The organism is Spirillospora albida, assembly GCF_000718255.1.
Taxonomy (GTDB): Bacteria; Actinomycetota; Actinomycetes; order Streptosporangiales; family Streptosporangiaceae; genus Spirillospora; species Spirillospora albida.
In genome coordinates this window covers 138,463-155,617 of the sequence record NZ_JOFJ01000001.1, presented here as the reverse complement: position 1 = coordinate 155,617, position 17,155 = coordinate 138,463, and the positions used below count along the sequence as shown (strand labels likewise).

The window sequence follows — 17,155 nt, the reverse complement described above, 5'->3', positions numbered from 1 at the left end:
TCTTATTCCCGGCCGCACGGATGTCCCGTATTCCCGGCACGGACGGGGGCGTCCTACGATCGGGCGATGAGCACAGACTCCGCGCCGTCCCCCGCCGGCCCCGTCCGGCTCGAGCGCCGCGCGCTCGCCGACGCCCTCGCCGCGGCGGGTCCGGACGCCCCCACGAAATGCGGCGGCTGGACCGCCCGCGACCTCGCCGCCCATCTCGTCACCCGCGAAGGGCGGCCGGACGCCGCCCCGGGAATACTGCTGTCCCCGCTCGCCTTCTACACCGAGCGGGTCCGCCGCCGCACCGCGGCCGCCGTTCCCTTCGATGAACTGGTGAAACGCTTTCGCGAGGGGCCGCCGAAGTTCTCCCCGCACGCCCTTCCGGGCGTGGACAAAATCGCGAACGCGGCGGAGTTCTTTGTTCACCATGAGGACATCCGCCGCGCACGCCCCGGCTGGGAGGCCAGGGAGATCCCGGCCGATCTCGCGGAGCTTCTTTGGACGAGGATTAAAATTGCCCGCTTTGTCCTAAGAAAGGTCCAGGTCGAGGTCACGCTCGTGCAACCCGACGGCCGCAGCGTCCGCGTCTCCGGCGGCAAGGGATCCGGATCCGGGTCCGGCGGCGGGGTCCGAGTGCACGGCGCGGTCGGCGAACTCGTGCTGTGGGCCCTCGGGCGCACCGACGTCGCGGATGTCCGCCTCACGGGCGACACGGACTCTGTCAAGACCCTGACCGAGACCGGTTGGGGTCTTTAACGGCCAGGTAACGGCAGGGGTTCGCCGAGGGAAGAATCGGGAGCCTTGCGGCGCCTCCGTTTTACGCGGATCCGGTGATACGGTGGGGCTGTCGGTTGCAGTCGTGGTTCTCGATCGTTTGGACGGACGCCCGCGGACTGATGGCAGCGGGCGTTTTGGCTTTTCGGGACCGTACCGGGGGCGAGAGCGTTCCGCAGTGACCGCGCCGGGCCCGCGAGGTGTGGGCTCATGTTTTGCCGCAAGGAGAAAGACATGCCCCAGCAGGGCACCGTGAAGTGGTTCAACGCCGAGAAGGGCTTCGGTTTCATCGCCGTGGACGGCGGCGGACCGGACGTCTTCGTGCACTACTCGGCGATCCAGAGCTCCGGCTACCGCTCGCTGGACGAGAACCAGCGCGTCCAGTTCGAGGTGACGCAGGGTAACCGGGGTCCGCAGGCCGACCAGGTCGTCCCCCTGTAAGACCCATAGTCCTACAGCGAAGCCCGCCTCCTCCCCAGGGAGGCGGGCTCTTGCTTATCTCCCGGGCCCCGCCGCCGGGGCCAGTAGGATTCCCGCATGCCCACTGCACCTTCCAATCTCGACCCGAAGATCGCCGACCGGCTGAAGCGCGACCCCAACGGGCTCGTGGCGGCCATCGCCCAGCAGCACGACACCGGCGAGGTGCTCATGCTCGGCTGGATGGACGACGAGGCCCTGCACCGCACGCTCACCACCGGACGCTGCACCTTCTGGTCGCGCAGCCGCCGGGAGTACTGGGTCAAGGGCGAGACGTCCGGGCACCAGCAGTGGGTGAAGTCGGTCGCGCTCGACTGCGACGGTGACGCCGTCCTCGTGAAGGTCGACCAGGTCGGGGGCGCCTGCCACACCGGCGACCGCACCTGCTGGGACGCCGACGTCCTCGACGCGGTCGTCGGGGAACGCCCCGGGGCATGACCCCCGGGCGTGAACGCGGCCTGACCGCGCTCCTGTGCGCCGCCGGCGCCGGGCTGGCCCTCCTCGCCGCCGGGCGGGAATGGGCGCGGGTCCAGGCGAGCGGCGCGATCACCCCGTACGCGGAACGGCTCACCGGGCACGACCTCGGCGGCGCGGGCGCCGCGCTCGGCTGGGCGGGCCTCGCCGGGCTCGCCGCCCTGTTCGCCACCCGCGGCCGGGTCCGCGCGGCCGTCGGGGCGCTGCTGGCCGTGTTCGGCGCCGGCATCGTCTACGCGTCCGCCACCTCGGTGCAGCGTGCGCACGTGCTGGCGGCGGCGGAGGAGAAGAGCTCCCTGCTGAAGTTCGGCGCGCAGCCCGTCCTGTCCGTGAACCTGTGGTGGATGGCCTCGGTCACCGGCGGCGTCCTCCTCGTCGTCGCGGGCCTGGTCACGCTCGTGCGCGGCACCCGCTGGCCCGGCATGTCGTCCCGGTACGAACGCGACGCGTCCCGCTCCGGCACCGCCGCGCCGCCCGCGCCCGACGACCCGGCCGCCCTGTGGAAGTCCCTCGACCGAGGCGAGGACCCCACCGCGTCCGGCGTGCCCGATCCGAGTGCGCCGCCCTCGGGTGCGCGGGACGGGGCGTGACTCCCGGCGGCGACCTGGTGCTCGTCGCCGAGCACGACCCCGCCGTCGCGGAGCTGCAGCGCCGCTACCTGGCCCGCGCGGGACTCGCGGTCGCGGTCGAGGACGACCCCGCGCGGGCGGCGGCGGCCGTGCGGCGGGTCCGGCCCGACGCCGTCGTCCTCGACGTGTCCGCCGCGCCGCTGCCCGCCGACCTGTACCGGCGGGTCGCGGCGGCCGCCGCGGGCGCCCCGGTGATCGTGCTGACCGGCCCGGTCGATCCGGCCGCCGCCCGTGCGCTCGGCCCGCACCGGGTGCGGCGTCCGTTCGGCCCGCGCGTCCTCGTCGCCGCCGTCGAGGAGGCGCTGCGCGGCGAGCGGCCGCAGCGCGCCCGGCGTCCGCTGCGGGCGGGCCCGGTCGCCTTCGACCCGCGCGGGCGCACCGCCACCGTCGGCGACCGGCGGGTCGCCCTCACCGGCACCGAGTCCGACCTGCTGGAGTTCCTCATGGGGAACCCGGGCCGGGTCTTCACGCGCGAGCAGCTCCTCGACGCCGCCTGGGGGCCCGCGGCGGGCGCCGGCAGCCGCACCGTGGACGTGCACGTCGCGCAGTTGCGGGCCAAGCTCGGCGCGGGCAGTCCCATCCGCACCGTCCGCGGCGTCGGATACGTCCTCGACGCGTGACCGGCGCGGGCCGGGCGCCGTGACCGAGCGAGTGCCTCAACGGGCCGCCGCCCTTACGCTGGACGGCGTGACCATCGTGCAGCAGCAGCAGCGGCGGCGCGCCCTCCTTCCGCACGCGGCCGTCCTCGCGGCGGTCGGGGCGGGCACGGCCGTCGTGGCCGGCGTCGACCCGAACGAGCCCGGCCACTACCCGGCGTGCCCGTTCCTGTTCCTGACCGGGTGGTACTGCCCAGGCTGCGGAGCGACCCGGCTCGTCCACGCCCTCGCCCACGGCCGCGTGGAGACCGCGTTCGGGCTCAACCCGCTGCTGTTCCTGCTGCTCCCGGTGTTCGGCTACCTGTTCGTCCGCTGGACGGCGCTGACCGCGCGGGGGCGGCCGATGCGGTCCCGGCTGTTCGCGCGCCCGGTGGTCTTCGGCTTCATCGGCCTGCTGATCGTCTACTGGATCGTCCGCAACCTTCCGTTCGCTCAGCCCCTGGCGCCCTGACGCGCGGGAACGTCGCGGGGCCGTCCTGCGCGGCGGGCGCCGACCCCTCCCCGGCGCGAGGCGCGTCCGGCGCGACGGCTACGATCGGTGCACGGATCGACCAGAAATAGGGGGCCTGCACGTGAGCGTTCTGGACGAGATCATCGAAGGCGTCCGGGCCGATCTCGCCGAGAGGCAACGGGAGGTCCCGCTCGACGCCCTCAAGGAGAAGGCGGCGGCCGCGCCCCCGTCCCGCGACGCGCTCGCCGCGCTGCGCGGCCAGGGCGTCTCGGTCATCGCCGAGGTGAAGCGGAGCAGCCCGTCCAAGGGCGCGCTCGCCGCGATCGCCGACCCGGCCGCGCTCGCCCGCGACTACGAGGCGGGCGGCGCCAAGGTGATCAGCGTGCTGACCGAGCGCCGCAGGTTCGGCGGCAGCCTGCAGGACCTGGCGGACGTCCGCGCCGACGTCGACGTCTGCGTCCTGCGCAAGGACTTCATCGTCACCTCCTACCAGTTGTGGGAGGCGCGCGCGTACGGCGCCGACATGGCGCTGCTGATCGTCGCGGCGCTCGACCAGGACGCCCTGGTCTCGCTCGTCGAGCGGGCCGGGTCGATCGGGCTGGTCCCACTCGTCGAGGTCCACACCGAGGAGGAGGCCGAGCGCGCGGTCGCCGCAGGCGCGAAGGTCATCGGGGTGAACGCCCGCGATCTGAAGACCCTCCAGGTCGACCGGAGCGTGTTCTCCCGGATCGCGCCGCTGCTGCCGAAGGACGCGATCAAGATCGCCGAGTCGGGCGTCCGCGGCCCGCACGACCTGCTCGCCTACGCGGCGCACGGCGCCGACGCCGTCCTGGTGGGGGAGAGCCTGGTGATCGGCAAGGACCCGCGGGCCGCGGTCGCCGACCTCGTCGCGGCCGGCGCGCACCCCGCGCTGCGCCAGAGCGGCTGACCGGCCCGGTGACGGACGGGAACGGATAGGGTACGGCCATGCTGGAGCCGCTGCGCGAACGATGGCGGGCTTGACCGACGTCTCCGACCGGTAAGCCCATTTCTCGCATGACAGGACGAGTTCTCTGATGACCATCGATGCCGCCGCGCGCGGCGATCAGGCCGTGCCCGGCCCCGTGCCCGACGCCACGGGCCATTTCGGGAGGTTCGGCGGGCGGTTCGCGCCCGAGGCGCTCATGGCGGCGCTGGACGAGCTGACCCGCGAGTTCGAGGCCGCGAAGAACGATCCCGCGTTCGTCGCGGAGCTGGACGACCTCCTCGTGAACTACGCGGGCCGCCCGAGCCTGCTGACGGAGGCCAAGCGGTTCTCCGAGCACGCCGGGGGCGCCCGGGTGCTGCTGAAGCGCGAGGACCTCAACCACACCGGCTCCCACAAGATCAACAACGTGCTGGGGCAGGCGCTGCTGACCCGGCGCATGGGCAAGACCCGCGTGATCGCCGAGACCGGCGCCGGCCAGCACGGCGTCGCGACCGCGACCGCCGCCGCGCTCCTCGGCCTGGAGTGCACCGTCTACATGGGCGAGGTCGACACCGAGCGCCAGGCGCTCAACGTCGCCCGGATGCGGATGCTCGGCGCCGAGGTGATCCCGGTCCGGACCGGCAGCCGCACCCTCAAGGACGCCTGCAACGAGGCGTTCCGCGACTGGGTCGCGTCCGTCGAGAACACCCACTACTGCATCGGGTCCGTCATGGGCCCGCACCCGTTCCCGATGATGGTCCGCGACTTCCAGCGGATCATCGGGGTGGAGGCGCGGCAGCAGTGCCTCGACCTGACCGGGGCGCTGCCCGGCGCCGTCGTCGCGTGCGTGGGCGGCGGCTCCAACGCGATCGGGATCTTCCACGCGTTCGTCCCGGACGAGTCCGTCCGGCTGTTCGGGTTCGAGGCGGGCGGCGACGGCGTCGCGTCCGGCCGGCACGCCGCGACGCTCGTCGGCGGGTCCCTCGGCGTCATCCACGGCATGCGCACCTACCTCCTCCAGGACGAGGACGGCCAGACCCAGGAGACCCACTCCATCTCGGCCGGCCTCGACTATCCCGGCGTCGGCCCCGAGCACTCCTGGCTGCACGACCTCGGACGCGCCGAGTACCGGGAGATCACCGACGCGGAGGCCATGGACGCGTTCGCGCTGCTGTGCCGCACCGAGGGGATCATCCCGGCGATCGAGTCGGCGCACGCGCTCGCCGGCGTGCTGAAGATCGGCCCGGAACTGGTCGCGGAGATCGGCCCGGGAGCAACCGTCGTCGTGTGCCTGTCCGGGCGGGGCGACAAGGACATGCACACGGCCGCCTCCTTCTTCGGCCTGATGCCGGAAGGGGACGCCCGGTGACCGTCAAGACCGCTTACGACAAGGCCAGGGCGGAGAACCGAGCCGCCCTCGTCGGGTACCTGCCCGCCGGGTTTCCCACCTTCGACGGCGCGGTCGAGGCCGCGAAGGCGATGGTGGACGCGGGCTGCGACGTCATCGAGATCGGCCTGCCCTACACCGACCCGATGATGGACGGCCCCACCATCCAGGACGCCGTCCACCGGGCGCTCGTCGGCGGGGTCCGCGTCGCCGACGTGTTCCGGACGGTCGAGGCGGTCGCCGCGACCGGCGTCCCCACCCTGGTCATGACGTACTGGAACCCCGTCGACCACTACGGCGTCGAGCGGTTCGCCCGCGACCTCGCGGCGGCGGGCGGCAGCGGGCTGATCACCCCGGACCTCACCCCCGAGGAGGGCGGCGACTGGCTCGCCGCCGCCGACGCCCACGACCTCGACAAGGTCTTCCTCGTCGCGCTGAGCTCCACCGACGAGCGCATCGAGGCGATCACCAGGGCGTCCCGCGGGTTCGTCTACGCGGCGTCGCTGATGGGCGTCACCGGCGCCCGCACCGCCATCGACACCGGCGCGCCCCGGCTGGTCGAGCGCACCCGGGAGATCATCGGGCGGGACGGCCGGGACCTTCCGGTCGGCCTCGGCCTCGGCGTCGGCAACGGTGCCCAGGCCGCGGAGGTCGCCGGCTTCGCCGACGGCGTGATCGTCGGGTCGGCGTTCATCCGCCGGCTGCTGGACGCGCTCGACCTCGCGGCCGGCGTCGCGGGCGTCCGGGCGCTGGCCGCCGAACTCGCCGAAGGCGTCCGCAAGGGCCGCTGACCTGCGGCGCCACGGAATCACGGCGGGTGCGCGGGCGTTCCCGGTATGGGGAACCCGGCACCCGCCGGTCTCGTTGGAACCGAAGACGCGCGCCCTCCCGTTAGGGTGAGTTCCCGCCGGCGGTGATGTCCCGGCGGTCCCGGAAGGATCCTCGATGACGCGAGAGACGACGGTGGACGAGCGGACGCCCGTGGCGGCGCCGTCCCGCCCGCGCTGGTGGCAGGCCACGGCCTGGGTGCTGACCCTCACCGGCCTCGGCATCTCGGTCTACCTGACCGTCACCCATTACGAGGAGAGCGCGCTGCTGTGCTCCGCGTCCTCCAGCGTCGACTGCCGCGCGGTCACGACCAGCGAGTACGCCGAGCTGCTCGGCATCCCGATGCCGCTGCTCGGCCTCGCGTTCTTCATCGGCATGGCCGTCCTGATCACCCCATGGGCGCTCCGGTCGACATGGCCGCCGCTGCGGTGGGGACGGCTCGCCGCCACGGCGGTCGGCGTGCTGATGGTGGTGTACCTCGTCGCCGTGGAAGTGGCGATCCTGCACAAGATCTGCCTGTGGTGCACCGGTGTGCACGTCGTCACTATCCTGCTGTTCATCCTCGTTCTGTTCGACGACATCCGGCGCATCGGTCTGGACGACTAGCGACGCCGGCCCGCATCCCTAGGAGAGACCAATGAGCAAGGCGGCACGCGAGCGTTCCGCGCGGGAACGCCTCGCCGGCGAGCGCAAGCGGCAGGCGGCGCGGCAGAGACAGCGCCGGCTGCTCGCCATCGTCATCGGCTCGGTGGTCCTGGTCGCGGCAGTGGTGGTGGGCGCCGTCCTCATCATCGACCACAGGAACAAGAGCGGCCGCGCGGTCGCGCACAAGGGCGCGGTCGCGCCCCTGACCCGCCAGGCGGACGGGTCGATGGTCATGGCGAAGGCGGGCGTGACCAAGCCGGTCATCGAGGTCTTCGAGGACTTCCAGTGCCCGGTCTGCAAGTCGTTCGAGGAGGCGTCGGGCTCCACGATCGAGCAGCTCGCCGCCGAGGGCAAGGTCAAGGTCGTCTACCGGCCGTTCCACCTGTTCGGCGGGCAGAAGGACCCGATCCGCATCAACTCGCTGCGGTCGGCGAACGCGGCGCTGTGCGTCCCCACCGACAAGTGGGTCTCCTACCACGACACCCTCTTCCGCTTCCAGCCCGCCGAGGGCTCCAAGGGCTTCTCGCCCGACGACCTGGTGAAGTGGGGCAAGGACCTCGGGGTCACCGACGCGAACTTCGAAAAGTGCGTCCGGGACCTGCAGAAGGAGTCCAAGGTCCAGGAGATGACCAAGTACGCGCTGGAGACCCGCCGCGTCGAGGGCACCCCGACCGTCTTCCTGGACGGCAGGCAGCTCGACATCCAGACCCAGCTGATGAACCCGGACGCGATGAAGGCCGCGATCCTCGCCGCCGGCGGAGCCGGCTGATCGGTAGAGGCGGCGGAGCCGGCTGATCGGTAGAGGCGGCGGCCGGCTGATCGGTAGAGCCGGCGGAGTCGGCTGATCGATGGGTTCGGCGGCGCCGGCCGGTCGGCTGGGCCGGTGGAGCCGGTTCGATCGGAAGATCGGGCGGTCGGCCGATGCCGAGGGCGGTGTCGCCGGGCAGGCCCGGACGCGTCCGAGCGAACGCCGTGCCGTTCCGTTTGTCCGGAACGGCACGGCGTTCGCGTGCGCGGACGGCGTCCGGCGGGTATCCGGTGGGTTGCGATCTCTCGTCGGCGCCCCGGGACGTGCGGCCGGTGGGCCGCCGAGGCGGTAACGTCAACGCCCATGCAGTCGCTCGCCTTCATCCCGAGTCCCTCCCAGGGCGTCTGGCACCTCGGGCCGATCCCGATCCGCGCCTACGCCATCATGATCATCTTGGGCATCGTCGCCGCGGTCTGGCTCGGCGAGCGGCGCTGGGCCGCCAAGGGCGGCAGCCCCGGTGTGATCATCGACGTGGCGGTGTGGGCCGTCCCGTTCGGCCTCGTCGGCGGCCGCCTCTACCACGTGATCACCGACGCGCAGCGGTACTTCGGCGCGGACGGCGATCCGGTCCGGGCGCTGATGATATGGGAGGGCGGCCTCGGCATCTGGGGCGCCGTCGCGCTCGGCGCGGTCGGCGCGCTGATCGGCTGCCGCCGCCGCGGCATCTCGGTGCTGGCGCTCGGCGACGCCGTCGCGCCCGGCATCGCGCTGGCGCAGGCCATCGGCCGCTGGGGCAACTACTGGAACCAGGAGCTGTACGGCCGCCCGCTCGACGCCTTCTGGGCCCTGAAGATCGACTACGCGCACCGGCCGACGAACCCGGACGGGACGAAGGTCGAGAAGTACGCCGACATCGCCACCTACCACCCGACGTTCCTGTACGAGTCGCTGTGGTGCGTCGGCGTCGCCGTCCTCGTCCTGTGGGCCGACCGGCGCTGGAAGCTCACCCATGGCCGCGCGTTCGCGCTGTACGTGGCCGCCTACACCGTCGGCCGGTTCTGGATCGAGTGGCTCCGCATCGACGACGCCCACCACTTCCTGGGCCTGCGCCTGAACGACTGGACGTCCATCGCCGTCTTCCTCGGCGCCGCCGCCTTCCTGTACATGGCCCGGGGCAGGACGGGCCCGGAGAACGTCGGTGCCCCCGTCGAGGCGGCCGAGGGCGGGAAGGCCGTCCCGGCCGCGACCGTCCAGGACGAGAAGTCCGAGCCGGAGCACGCCGATGAGCCGGTGGGCGCCTCGGAACCGGAGGCGGAGCGGGAGGAGCCCGGGGCGGCCGGAGAGGCGGAGACGGCGGAGGACCCCGAGCCCGAGGTCGGCCCTGAGGCCGAGACCGAGCCCGAGGTCGAGACCAAGCCTGAGGTCGAGACCAAGCCTGAAGCCGAGCCCGAGCCCGAGCCCGACCAGGAGACCGAGGCCGTGGCGGAGCAGGACGAGCCCGGCGAGCCCGTAGAGGTCGTGGAGGCCGAGGGGGGACCCGCCGAGGAGGAGACCGACGACGGTGGGCCGAAGGTCGCCCAGGGCGAACCTGAGCCCGTCCGGGACGGTAAGTAGGGGCGCGTCCGGATGTCGAGTGACGGCGGCGCGCACGACGGGACGGAGCGGCATCACCAGCACCGGGACGTCACCGGTGGGTGGCTGCGGCCGGCCGTGTTCGGCGCGATGGACGGCCTGGTGTCGAACTTCGCGCTGATCGCCGGTGTCGCGGGGGGCCAGGCCGACCCGGACGTGGTGCTGCTCGCGGGTCTCGCCGGGCTGGCGTCGGGCGCGTTCTCGATGGCGGCGGGGGAGTACGTCTCCGTCGCGTCCCAGTCGGAGCTGGCCGAGGCCGAGATCGAGGTGGAACGCGTCGAGCTGGCGCGGCACCCGGACGCGGAGCGGCGGGAGCTGGCGCAGGCGTTCGAGGCGCGCGGCGTCGATCCGGACACGGCCGCGGAGGTGGCGCGGCAGCTGCACCGCGACCCGGCCGAGGCGCTGGAGGTGCACGCGCTGGCGGAGCTCGGGGTGACGCCGGGGGACCTGCCCTCGCCGGTGCTGGCGGCCCTGTCGTCGTTCCTGTCGTTCGCGGTGGGGGCGCTGCTGCCCGTGCTGCCCTATCTGGCCGGCGCGTCCACCCTGTGGCCGGCCGCGGTCCTCGCCGCCCTCGGCCTGTTCGGCGCGGGGGCGCTGGTGGCGCGGATCACGGCGCGGTCCTGGTGGTCCGGTGGGACGCGGCAGCTGCTGCTCGGCGGAGCCGCCGCCGCGATCACCTACGGGGTCGGCGCGCTGATCGGCACGACCGCCCTCTGACCGTACGGTCAATCCGGATGAATCGCCCTTTTGGGCGCGGGGAGGGGGCCGGTCCCGCTAAGCTCCGGGGCGTGATCGAGGCTCGTGACACAGGTTCCCCCCGGCCGGACGCAGGCGGGGCCGCGGGCGGGGACTTCTGGCCGGCGGAGTCGCCCGGCCGCAAGAAGCCCGCTCCCCGGCTCCTCATCGGCGGCGCGGTCGCCCTGGTGCTGGTGGTGGCCGCGGTCGTGGCGGCGCTGACGCTGACCGGCGGCGAGGACGAGGGCCCGGACGGCCCGGCCCGCCCGGTGCCCACCGCCTACACGCCCGACTTCGACGGCGAGGGTTTCCGCGCGATCGCGTCCCGGGACGTCGACAAGCGGCCGGTCGCGCCGGGGGAGGTGTTCCCGGCCGGGGTGAAGACGGTCAGATCCGGCGCGTTCACGTTCACCCTGGCGGGATCGGAGATCGCGACCGACTGCAAGGCCGCCACCTGGGGCGCGCGCCTCCAGGCGGACCTCGCGAAGTTCGGCTGCACGCAGGTCATGCGCGCCGCGTACGTGAGCCCCGACCGCAAGTACACCGGCCAGTTCATCGCGATCAACCTGGCGTCCGAGGAGGGTGTCGAGCAGGTCCTGCGCGACCTCGACCCCGCCACCGGCGCCGGCTGGGTGCTGCCGTTCAACCCGAAGGGCGCTCCCGCGTTCGGCGCCGGGTTCAGCGCCGCCTATGCCAAGACCTACGGCCACTACGCCGTGATCACGACCGTGCAGCGCACCGGCGGGGCGCAGCCCGGCTCGCTCAACGAGATGATCGAGGCGAGCCTGGCGATCGAGAATCCCGCCGACTTCGTGTGGGGTCGCCTGGATCTGGTCGCCCCAGGTCAGGGGCGCCGCCCGTGACCCGCGCGGGAACCCGCCGGTACACGGCTCCGGCCCAGTAGTCTGCGCCGTAGTGGACCACGAGGAGCGCGGCCGCCCGGGCGGCCCCAGGCCGAGTCCGCCCGCCCGCAGGGCGCGGCGGCAGCCTCCGGCGCGCCGCCCGTCCGGTCGTGTGGCCCCCTCCGCCCGTCCCCGGACCCCCGCCCGGCCACCGGCCGCCGGGGTCCCCGGGTACCCGGGCGCGCAGGACGACGGCGCCCCGCTCGGCGCGGAGCCGCCCCGGCGGCCGGGCCCGCGCACGGGCCGTCCGGAACGGTCCGGCAGAGCGAAACGCCCGTCCGGCGCGAGCAGGCCGGTGCGGATGTACCTCGGCGCGGCCGCGGTCCTCGCCGTCGTCGCGGTGCTGATCCTCGCCGCGGTGACCCTCCTGGGCGGCCGGGACGGCGCGTCGGGCGGCGCGGACGCCGGCACCGGCGCGGCGGGCGTCCCGGCCGAAACCGGCCCCTCACCGGCGTCCTACTCCAGCTCGGCCTCGTCGGAGGCGTACCGGGGCCTCGCGCGGCGCCGGGACGACCCGGCCCCCCTCACCGCCGGGGAGGTGTTCCCCGAGTCGGTGTCGGAACTGCGGGCCGAGAAGGCGCGCCCCACCCTGCGCGGCAAGCGGCTGGACGCCGACTGCACCGCCGCCGCCTGGGGCGGGACCGTGGCCGCCGACCTGCGGCGCGGCCGCTGCACCCAGGCCGCCCGGATGATCTACGCCGACACCCGGTCCGGGCACGCCCTGGCCGTGGCGGTGTTCAACCTGGCGTCCGCCGACGACGCCGGCCGGTTCGTCGCGATGCTCGACAAGGCGCGCGGCGGCGGGTTCGTCCGGCCGCTGCCGGTGCCGCGCTCGCGGCACGTGTTCGGGCAGGGCTACGGCATGGCGCGGGGCCTCGCGATGGGGCACTTCGCCGTCGTCACGTGGGCGGAGCGCCTGGACGGCGAGGGCGACGCCCGGGACGAGACGCTGCTGTCGCTGCTGATCGAGGGCGGGAAGGTCCCGGCGGTCCTCGGCCGTGCCGCCCGCACCACGCAATGACCATGAACCGGTCATAGCGGGCCGCTCTTCCTCGAAACCTGGGCTCCCAGGGGTAAACAGTGCGTCCCGGTGATGATCCTCACCGGGACGCGGGAGGGGATCCGGGGCGGCGAGCGTTATCCTGGTCTAAACCACTCAGAGATGGCAGGCAACGGCCGGTGCGGAGCAAGTTTCGCTATCCCGGTCAGTCGGGCATGATCCCGGCAGTGATGTAATGTCATCTCACCGCAGCAGGGCCAACGTCGTCCCAGGACTGCACTGACATCTAGCAGTGACACGACGACGACGGGAGGGTTGATGGCTGCTGCTGCCCTCACGCCGGGCCGCCCCCACCACCAGGGGCTGTACGACCCGGCCAACGAACACGACGCCTGCGGCGTCGGCATGGTCGCCGACCTGCACGGACGCAAGAGCCACGACATCGTCCAGAACGCCCTGACCGTCCTGCGGAACCTGGACCACCGCGGGGCCGTGGGCGCGGAGCCGGACGACGGTGACGGCGTCGGCATCCTCGTCCAGATCCCGGACGCGTTCTTCCGCGAGGTCGCGGGTTTCGCGCTGCCCGAGGCCGGCGCCTACGCCGCCGGGCTCGCGTTCCTGCCCGCGGACGGCGCCGACCGCGCCGCCGCGGTCGCCCACATCGAGACGCTGTGCGTCGAGGAGGGCCTCACCGTCCTCGGCTGGCGGGAGCTCCCGCACGACCCGCGGTTCGCCGGCCCCGCCGCGCGCCGCGTCATGCCGCACTTCGCCCAGCTGTTCATCACGGCCGCCGAGGGCGGCCCGCACGCCGGGAAGACCGGCCTGGAGCTCGACCGCGCCGTGTTCTGCATGCGCGAGCGCGCCGAGCAGGACGTCGCGGTCTACTTCCCGAGCCTGTCCAGCCGGACGATCGTCTACAAGGGGATGCTCACCACCCCGCAGCTGGAGCCGTTCTTCCCCGACCTGTCGGACCGCCGCTTCACCAGCGCGATCGCGCTCGTCCACTCGCGGTTCTCCACCAACACGTTCCCCGCGTGGGAGCTCGCCCACCCGTACCGGTTCGTCGCGCACAACGGCGAGATCAACACGGTGAAGGGCAACCGGAACTGGATGCGCGCCCGCGAGGCGCTGCTGAAGTCCGACCTGCTCCCCGGCGACCTGTCCCGGATCTACCCGGTCATCGACATCGAGGCCAGCGACACGGCGTCGTTCGACGAGTGCCTGGAGCTGCTGCACCTCGGCGGCCGGTCGCTGCCGCACGCCGTCCTGATGATGATCCCGGAGGCGTGGGAGAACCACACCGAGATGGACCCGGCCCGCCGGGCCTTCTACGAGTTCCACTCGACGCTCATGGAGGCCTGGGACGGCCCCGCCAGCGTCAGCTTCACCGACGGCACCGTCGTCGGCGCCGTCCTGGACCGCAACGGCCTGCGCCCCGGCCGCTACTGGGTGACCGACGAGGGCCTCGTCGTGCTGTCCAGCGAGGCCGGCGTGCTCGACATCCCGGCCGCGAGCGTCGTCCGCAAGGGCCGTCTCCAGCCCGGCAAGATCTTCCTGGTCGACACCGAGGCCGGCCGGATCGTCGAGGACGACGAGGTCAAGGCGCAGCTCGCCGCCGAGCACCCGTACGGGGAGTGGCTGCACGAGGGCCTCGTCCGGTTCGAGGAGCTGCCGCAGCGCGAGCGCGAGATCCCGACGCACGAGACGCTCGTCAAGCGCCAGCAGACCTTCGGGTACACCCTCGAAGAGCAGCGGATCATCCTCACCCCGATGGCGAAGACCGGCGCCGAGCCGATCGGCTCGATGGGCACCGACACGCCCATCGCGGTCCTGTCGGAGCGGCCGCGGCTGCTGTTCGACTACTTCAAGCAGCTGTTCGCGCAGGTCACGAACCCGCCGCTGGACGCGATCCGCGAGGAGCTCGTCACCTCGCTGCAGTCCACCCTCGGCCCGGAGGGCAACCTCCTGGAGCCCGGCCCGGACTCGTGCCGCCGGCTCGTCCTGCCGACCCCGATCCTGGACAACGACGAACTGTCCAAGATCATCCACATCAACGACGAGGGGTCCCTGCCGCACCTGCAGGCCCACGTCGTCCACGGCCTCTACGACGTCGCCGGCGGGGGAGAGGCCCTGGAGGCCCGCCTCGAGGAGATCTGCTCCGAGGTGTCCCGCGCCATCGAGGCCGGCGCCCGCGTCATCGTCCTGTCGGACCGCGGCGCCGACTCGGCCCGCGCGGCCGTCCCCGCGCTGCTCCTCACCGGCGCCGTCCACCACCACCTGATCCGGGAGAAGTCCCGGACGAAGGTCGGCCTGGTCGTCGAGACCGGCGAGGCCCGCGAGTGCCACCACATGGCGCTGCTCATCGGGTACGGCGCGTCCGCGATCAACCCCTACCTCGCCATCGAGACCGTCGAGGACCTCGTCCGCGGCGGCGTCATCCGCGACGTCGACCCCGGCAAGGCCGTCCGCAACCTCGTGAAGGCGTACGGCAAGGGCGTCCTGAAGGTCATGTCGAAGATCGGCGTGTCCACGGTCGCGTCCTACACCGGCGCGCAGATCTTCGAGGCCATCGGCCTCGGCCAGGACGTCGTGGCCCGCGCCTTCACCGGCACCACCTCCCGGCTCGGCGGCGTCGGCTTCGACGTCCTCGCCCGCGAGGTCGCCGAGCGGCACCGCCGCGCCTACCCGGCCGGCGGCAACGAGCTCGCGCACCGCACCCTCGAGGTCGGCGGCGAGTACCAGTGGCGCCGCGAGGGCGAGCCGCACCTGTTCAACCCGGACACGGTGTTCAAGCTCCAGCACGCCACCCGCACCCGCCGCTACGAGATCTTCAAGGAGTACACCGCCAAGGTGGACTCCCAGGCGGAGCGGCTCATGACCCTCCGCGGGCTGTTCAAGCTCAAGGAGGGCGCCCGGCCGCCGGTCCCGATCGACGAGGTCGAGCCCGTATCGGAGATCGTCAAGCGGTTCTCCACCGGCGCCATGTCGTACGGCTCCATCTCCGCCGAGGCGCACGAGACCCTCGCCATCGCGATGAACCGCCTCGGAGGCAAGTCCAACACCGGCGAGGGCGGCGAGGACCCGCGGCGCTTCACCCCGGACGAGAACGGCGACCTGCGCCGCAGCGCGATCAAGCAGGTCGCGTCCGGACGGTTCGGCGTCACCTCCGAGTACCTCACCAACGCCGACGACATCCAGATCAAGATGGCGCAGGGCGCCAAGCCCGGCGAGGGCGGGCAGCTGCCCGGCCACAAGGTCTACCCCTGGGTCGCCAAGACCCGGCATTCCACCCCGGGCGTGGGCCTGATCTCGCCGCCGCCGCACCACGACATCTACTCGATCGAGGACCTCGCCCAGCTCATCCACGACCTGAAGAACGCCAACCCGGCGGCGCGGGTCCACGTGAAGCTGGTCGCCGAGGTCGGCGTCGGGACCGTCGCGGCCGGCGTGTCCAAGGCGCACGCCGACGTCGTGCTGATCTCCGGCCACGACGGCGGCACCGGCGCGTCCCCGCTGACGTCCCTCAAGCACGCCGGCGCGCCCTGGGAGCTCGGCCTCGCCGAGACCCAGCAGACGCTGCTGCTCAACGGCCTGCGCGACCGCATCGTCGTGCAGACCGACGGGCAGATGAAGACCGGCCGGGACGTCGTCGTCGCCGCCCTCCTCGGCGCCGAGGAGTACGGCTTCGCGACCGCGCCGCTCGTCGTGTCGGGCTGCATCATGATGCGGGTCTGCCACCTCGACACCTGCCCGGTCGGCGTCGCCACCCAGAACCCCGTCCTGCGGGAGCGGTTCTCCGGCAAGCCCGAGTTCGTCGTCAACTTCTTCGAGTTCATCGCCGAGGAGGTCCGCGAGTACCTCGCGGCCCTCGGCTTCCGCACCCTGGACGAGGCGATCGGGCGCGTCGAGATGATCGACGCCCACGAGGCCGTCGACCACTGGAAGGCGTCCGGGCTCGACCTCACCCCGATCCTGCACGTCCCGGAGACCGCCGGCGAGCTGCGGTGCGTCACCGTCCAGGACCACGGGCTGGAGAAGGCCCTCGACAACACCCTCATCCAGCTCGCCGAGGGCGCCCTCGCCTACGGCGACAAGGTGACCCTCGACCTGCCGATCCGCAACGTCAACCGCACCGTGGGGACGATGCTCGGCCACGAGCTCACCAAGAGGTGGGGCGGCGAGGGACTCCCCGACGACACCATCGACATCACCTTCACCGGGTCGGCGGGCAACTCCTTCGGCGCGTTCATGCCCCGCGGGATCACCCTCCGCCTCACCGGCGACGCCAACGACTACGTCGGCAAGGGCCTGTCCGGCGGGCGCATCACCCTGCGCCCGCCCGCCGACGCGGTCTTCAAGGCCGAAGAGCAGATCATCGGCGGCAACGTCATCCTGTACGGCGCCACCTCCGGCGAGCTGTTCGCCCGCGGCGTCGTCGGGGAGCGGTTCTGCGTCCGCAACTCCGGTGCCACCGCCGTCGTCGAGGGCGCCGGCGACCACGCCTGCGAGTACATGACCGGCGGCCGCGCCCTCATCCTCGGACCCACCGGGCGCAACATCGCGGCCGGCATGTCCGGCGGCGTCGCCTACGTCCTCGACCTCGTACCCGAGCGGGTCAACGGCGAGATGGTCGACCTGGAGGCGCTCACCGACGAGGACCTGGCGTTCGTCCGCACCCTGGTGGAACGCCACCGCGCCGAGACCGGCTCGGAGGTCGCCGCCCGGCTCCTCGCCGACTGGGACACCGCCGCCGCCCGCTTCACCAAGATCATGCCGCGCGACTACCGCCGCGTCCTGGAGGCCATGGCCCAGGCCGAGGCCGAGGGACGCGACGTCGACGAGGCCGTCATGGCCGCGGCGCAGAGCTGAAAGGGGGAACCTGC

Annotated in this window: 16 protein-coding genes; all 16 read left to right on the top strand. The window is 73.0% G+C overall.

The annotated features are described in order from the left end of the window. The first annotated feature begins 66 nt into the window (after window positions 1-66). The 16 genes from IE99_RS0100710 (at window position 67) to gltB (ending at window position 17,141) form a co-directional block, all read left to right on the top strand. Window positions 67-744: a TIGR03085 family metal-binding protein gene (locus IE99_RS0100710; RefSeq protein WP_030144887.1), complete on the top strand. Its 678-nt coding sequence runs from the start codon at window positions 67-69 to the stop codon at window positions 742-744. A gap of 252 nt (window positions 745-996) precedes the next feature. Continuing rightward, on the top strand, window positions 997-1,203 hold the full coding sequence (locus IE99_RS0100705) for a cold-shock protein (protein WP_030144886.1): 207 nt from the start codon (window positions 997-999) through the stop codon (window positions 1,201-1,203). A 96-nt stretch (window positions 1,204-1,299) separates the two neighbouring features. Then, window positions 1,300-1,677 carry a phosphoribosyl-AMP cyclohydrolase gene (hisI, locus tag IE99_RS0100700; RefSeq protein ID WP_030144885.1) on the top strand — a complete coding sequence of 126 codons (378 nt, stop codon included), beginning with the start codon at window positions 1,300-1,302 and terminating at the stop codon, window positions 1,675-1,677. Next, window positions 1,674-2,303, top strand: coding sequence for a Trp biosynthesis-associated membrane protein (locus IE99_RS32565; RefSeq protein ID WP_051711740.1), 630 nt, complete (start codon window positions 1,674-1,676; stop codon window positions 2,301-2,303). The genes hisI and IE99_RS32565 overlap by 4 nt, the downstream gene beginning before the upstream one ends. Then, entirely contained in the window at window positions 2,300-2,962 is a 663-nt protein-coding gene (locus tag IE99_RS32560) for a response regulator transcription factor (protein WP_030144883.1), read from the top strand. The genes IE99_RS32565 and IE99_RS32560 overlap by 4 nt, the downstream gene beginning before the upstream one ends. A gap of 67 nt (window positions 2,963-3,029) precedes the next feature. Continuing rightward, complete coding sequence (locus IE99_RS0100685; RefSeq protein ID WP_037558424.1) at window positions 3,030-3,449, top strand: DUF2752 domain-containing protein; 420 nt, start codon at window positions 3,030-3,032, stop codon at window positions 3,447-3,449. Window positions 3,450-3,570: 121 nt separating this feature from the next. After that, window positions 3,571-4,377: an indole-3-glycerol phosphate synthase TrpC gene (gene trpC, locus IE99_RS0100680; protein WP_030144881.1), complete on the top strand. Its 807-nt coding sequence runs from the start codon at window positions 3,571-3,573 to the stop codon at window positions 4,375-4,377. 127 nt (window positions 4,378-4,504) lie between these two features. After that, the gene (gene trpB / locus IE99_RS0100675) at window positions 4,505-5,764 is read left to right on the top strand and encodes a tryptophan synthase subunit beta (protein ID WP_030144880.1); all 1,260 of its coding nucleotides are present in this window, start codon (window positions 4,505-4,507) and stop codon (window positions 5,762-5,764) included. After that, window positions 5,761-6,573 carry a tryptophan synthase subunit alpha gene (gene trpA, locus IE99_RS0100670; RefSeq protein ID WP_030144879.1) on the top strand — a complete coding sequence of 271 codons (813 nt, stop codon included), beginning with the start codon at window positions 5,761-5,763 and terminating at the stop codon, window positions 6,571-6,573. The genes trpB and trpA overlap by 4 nt, the downstream gene beginning before the upstream one ends. 154 nt (window positions 6,574-6,727) lie before the next feature. Beyond that, entirely contained in the window at window positions 6,728-7,216 is a 489-nt protein-coding gene (locus IE99_RS0100665; RefSeq protein WP_030144878.1) for a vitamin K epoxide reductase family protein, read from the top strand. Window positions 7,217-7,247: 31 nt separating this feature from the next. Then, window positions 7,248-8,024, top strand: a complete 777-nt coding sequence (locus tag IE99_RS0100660) for a DsbA family protein (RefSeq protein ID WP_030144877.1) — start codon at window positions 7,248-7,250, stop codon at window positions 8,022-8,024. A 342-nt stretch (window positions 8,025-8,366) separates the two neighbouring features. Next, window positions 8,367-9,617 (top strand): prolipoprotein diacylglyceryl transferase, encoded by a 1,251-nt coding sequence (gene lgt / locus IE99_RS0100655; protein WP_084219187.1) that lies wholly within the window; start codon window positions 8,367-8,369, stop codon window positions 9,615-9,617. Window positions 9,618-9,629: 12 nt separating this feature from the next. Then, on the top strand, window positions 9,630-10,352 hold the full coding sequence (locus tag IE99_RS0100650) for a VIT1/CCC1 transporter family protein (protein WP_030144875.1): 723 nt from the start codon (window positions 9,630-9,632) through the stop codon (window positions 10,350-10,352). 71 nt (window positions 10,353-10,423) lie between these two features. Further along, entirely contained in the window at window positions 10,424-11,233 is an 810-nt protein-coding gene (locus tag IE99_RS33340) for a hypothetical protein (protein ID WP_030144874.1), read from the top strand. Between the two features lie 334 nt (window positions 11,234-11,567). Further along, on the top strand, window positions 11,568-12,293 hold the full coding sequence (locus IE99_RS0100640) for a hypothetical protein (RefSeq protein ID WP_157609944.1): 726 nt from the start codon (window positions 11,568-11,570) through the stop codon (window positions 12,291-12,293). Between the two features lie 297 nt (window positions 12,294-12,590). After that, the gene (gene gltB / locus IE99_RS0100635; protein WP_030144872.1) at window positions 12,591-17,141 is read left to right on the top strand and encodes a glutamate synthase large subunit; all 4,551 of its coding nucleotides are present in this window, start codon (window positions 12,591-12,593) and stop codon (window positions 17,139-17,141) included. Window positions 17,142-17,155 lie beyond the last annotated feature (14 nt).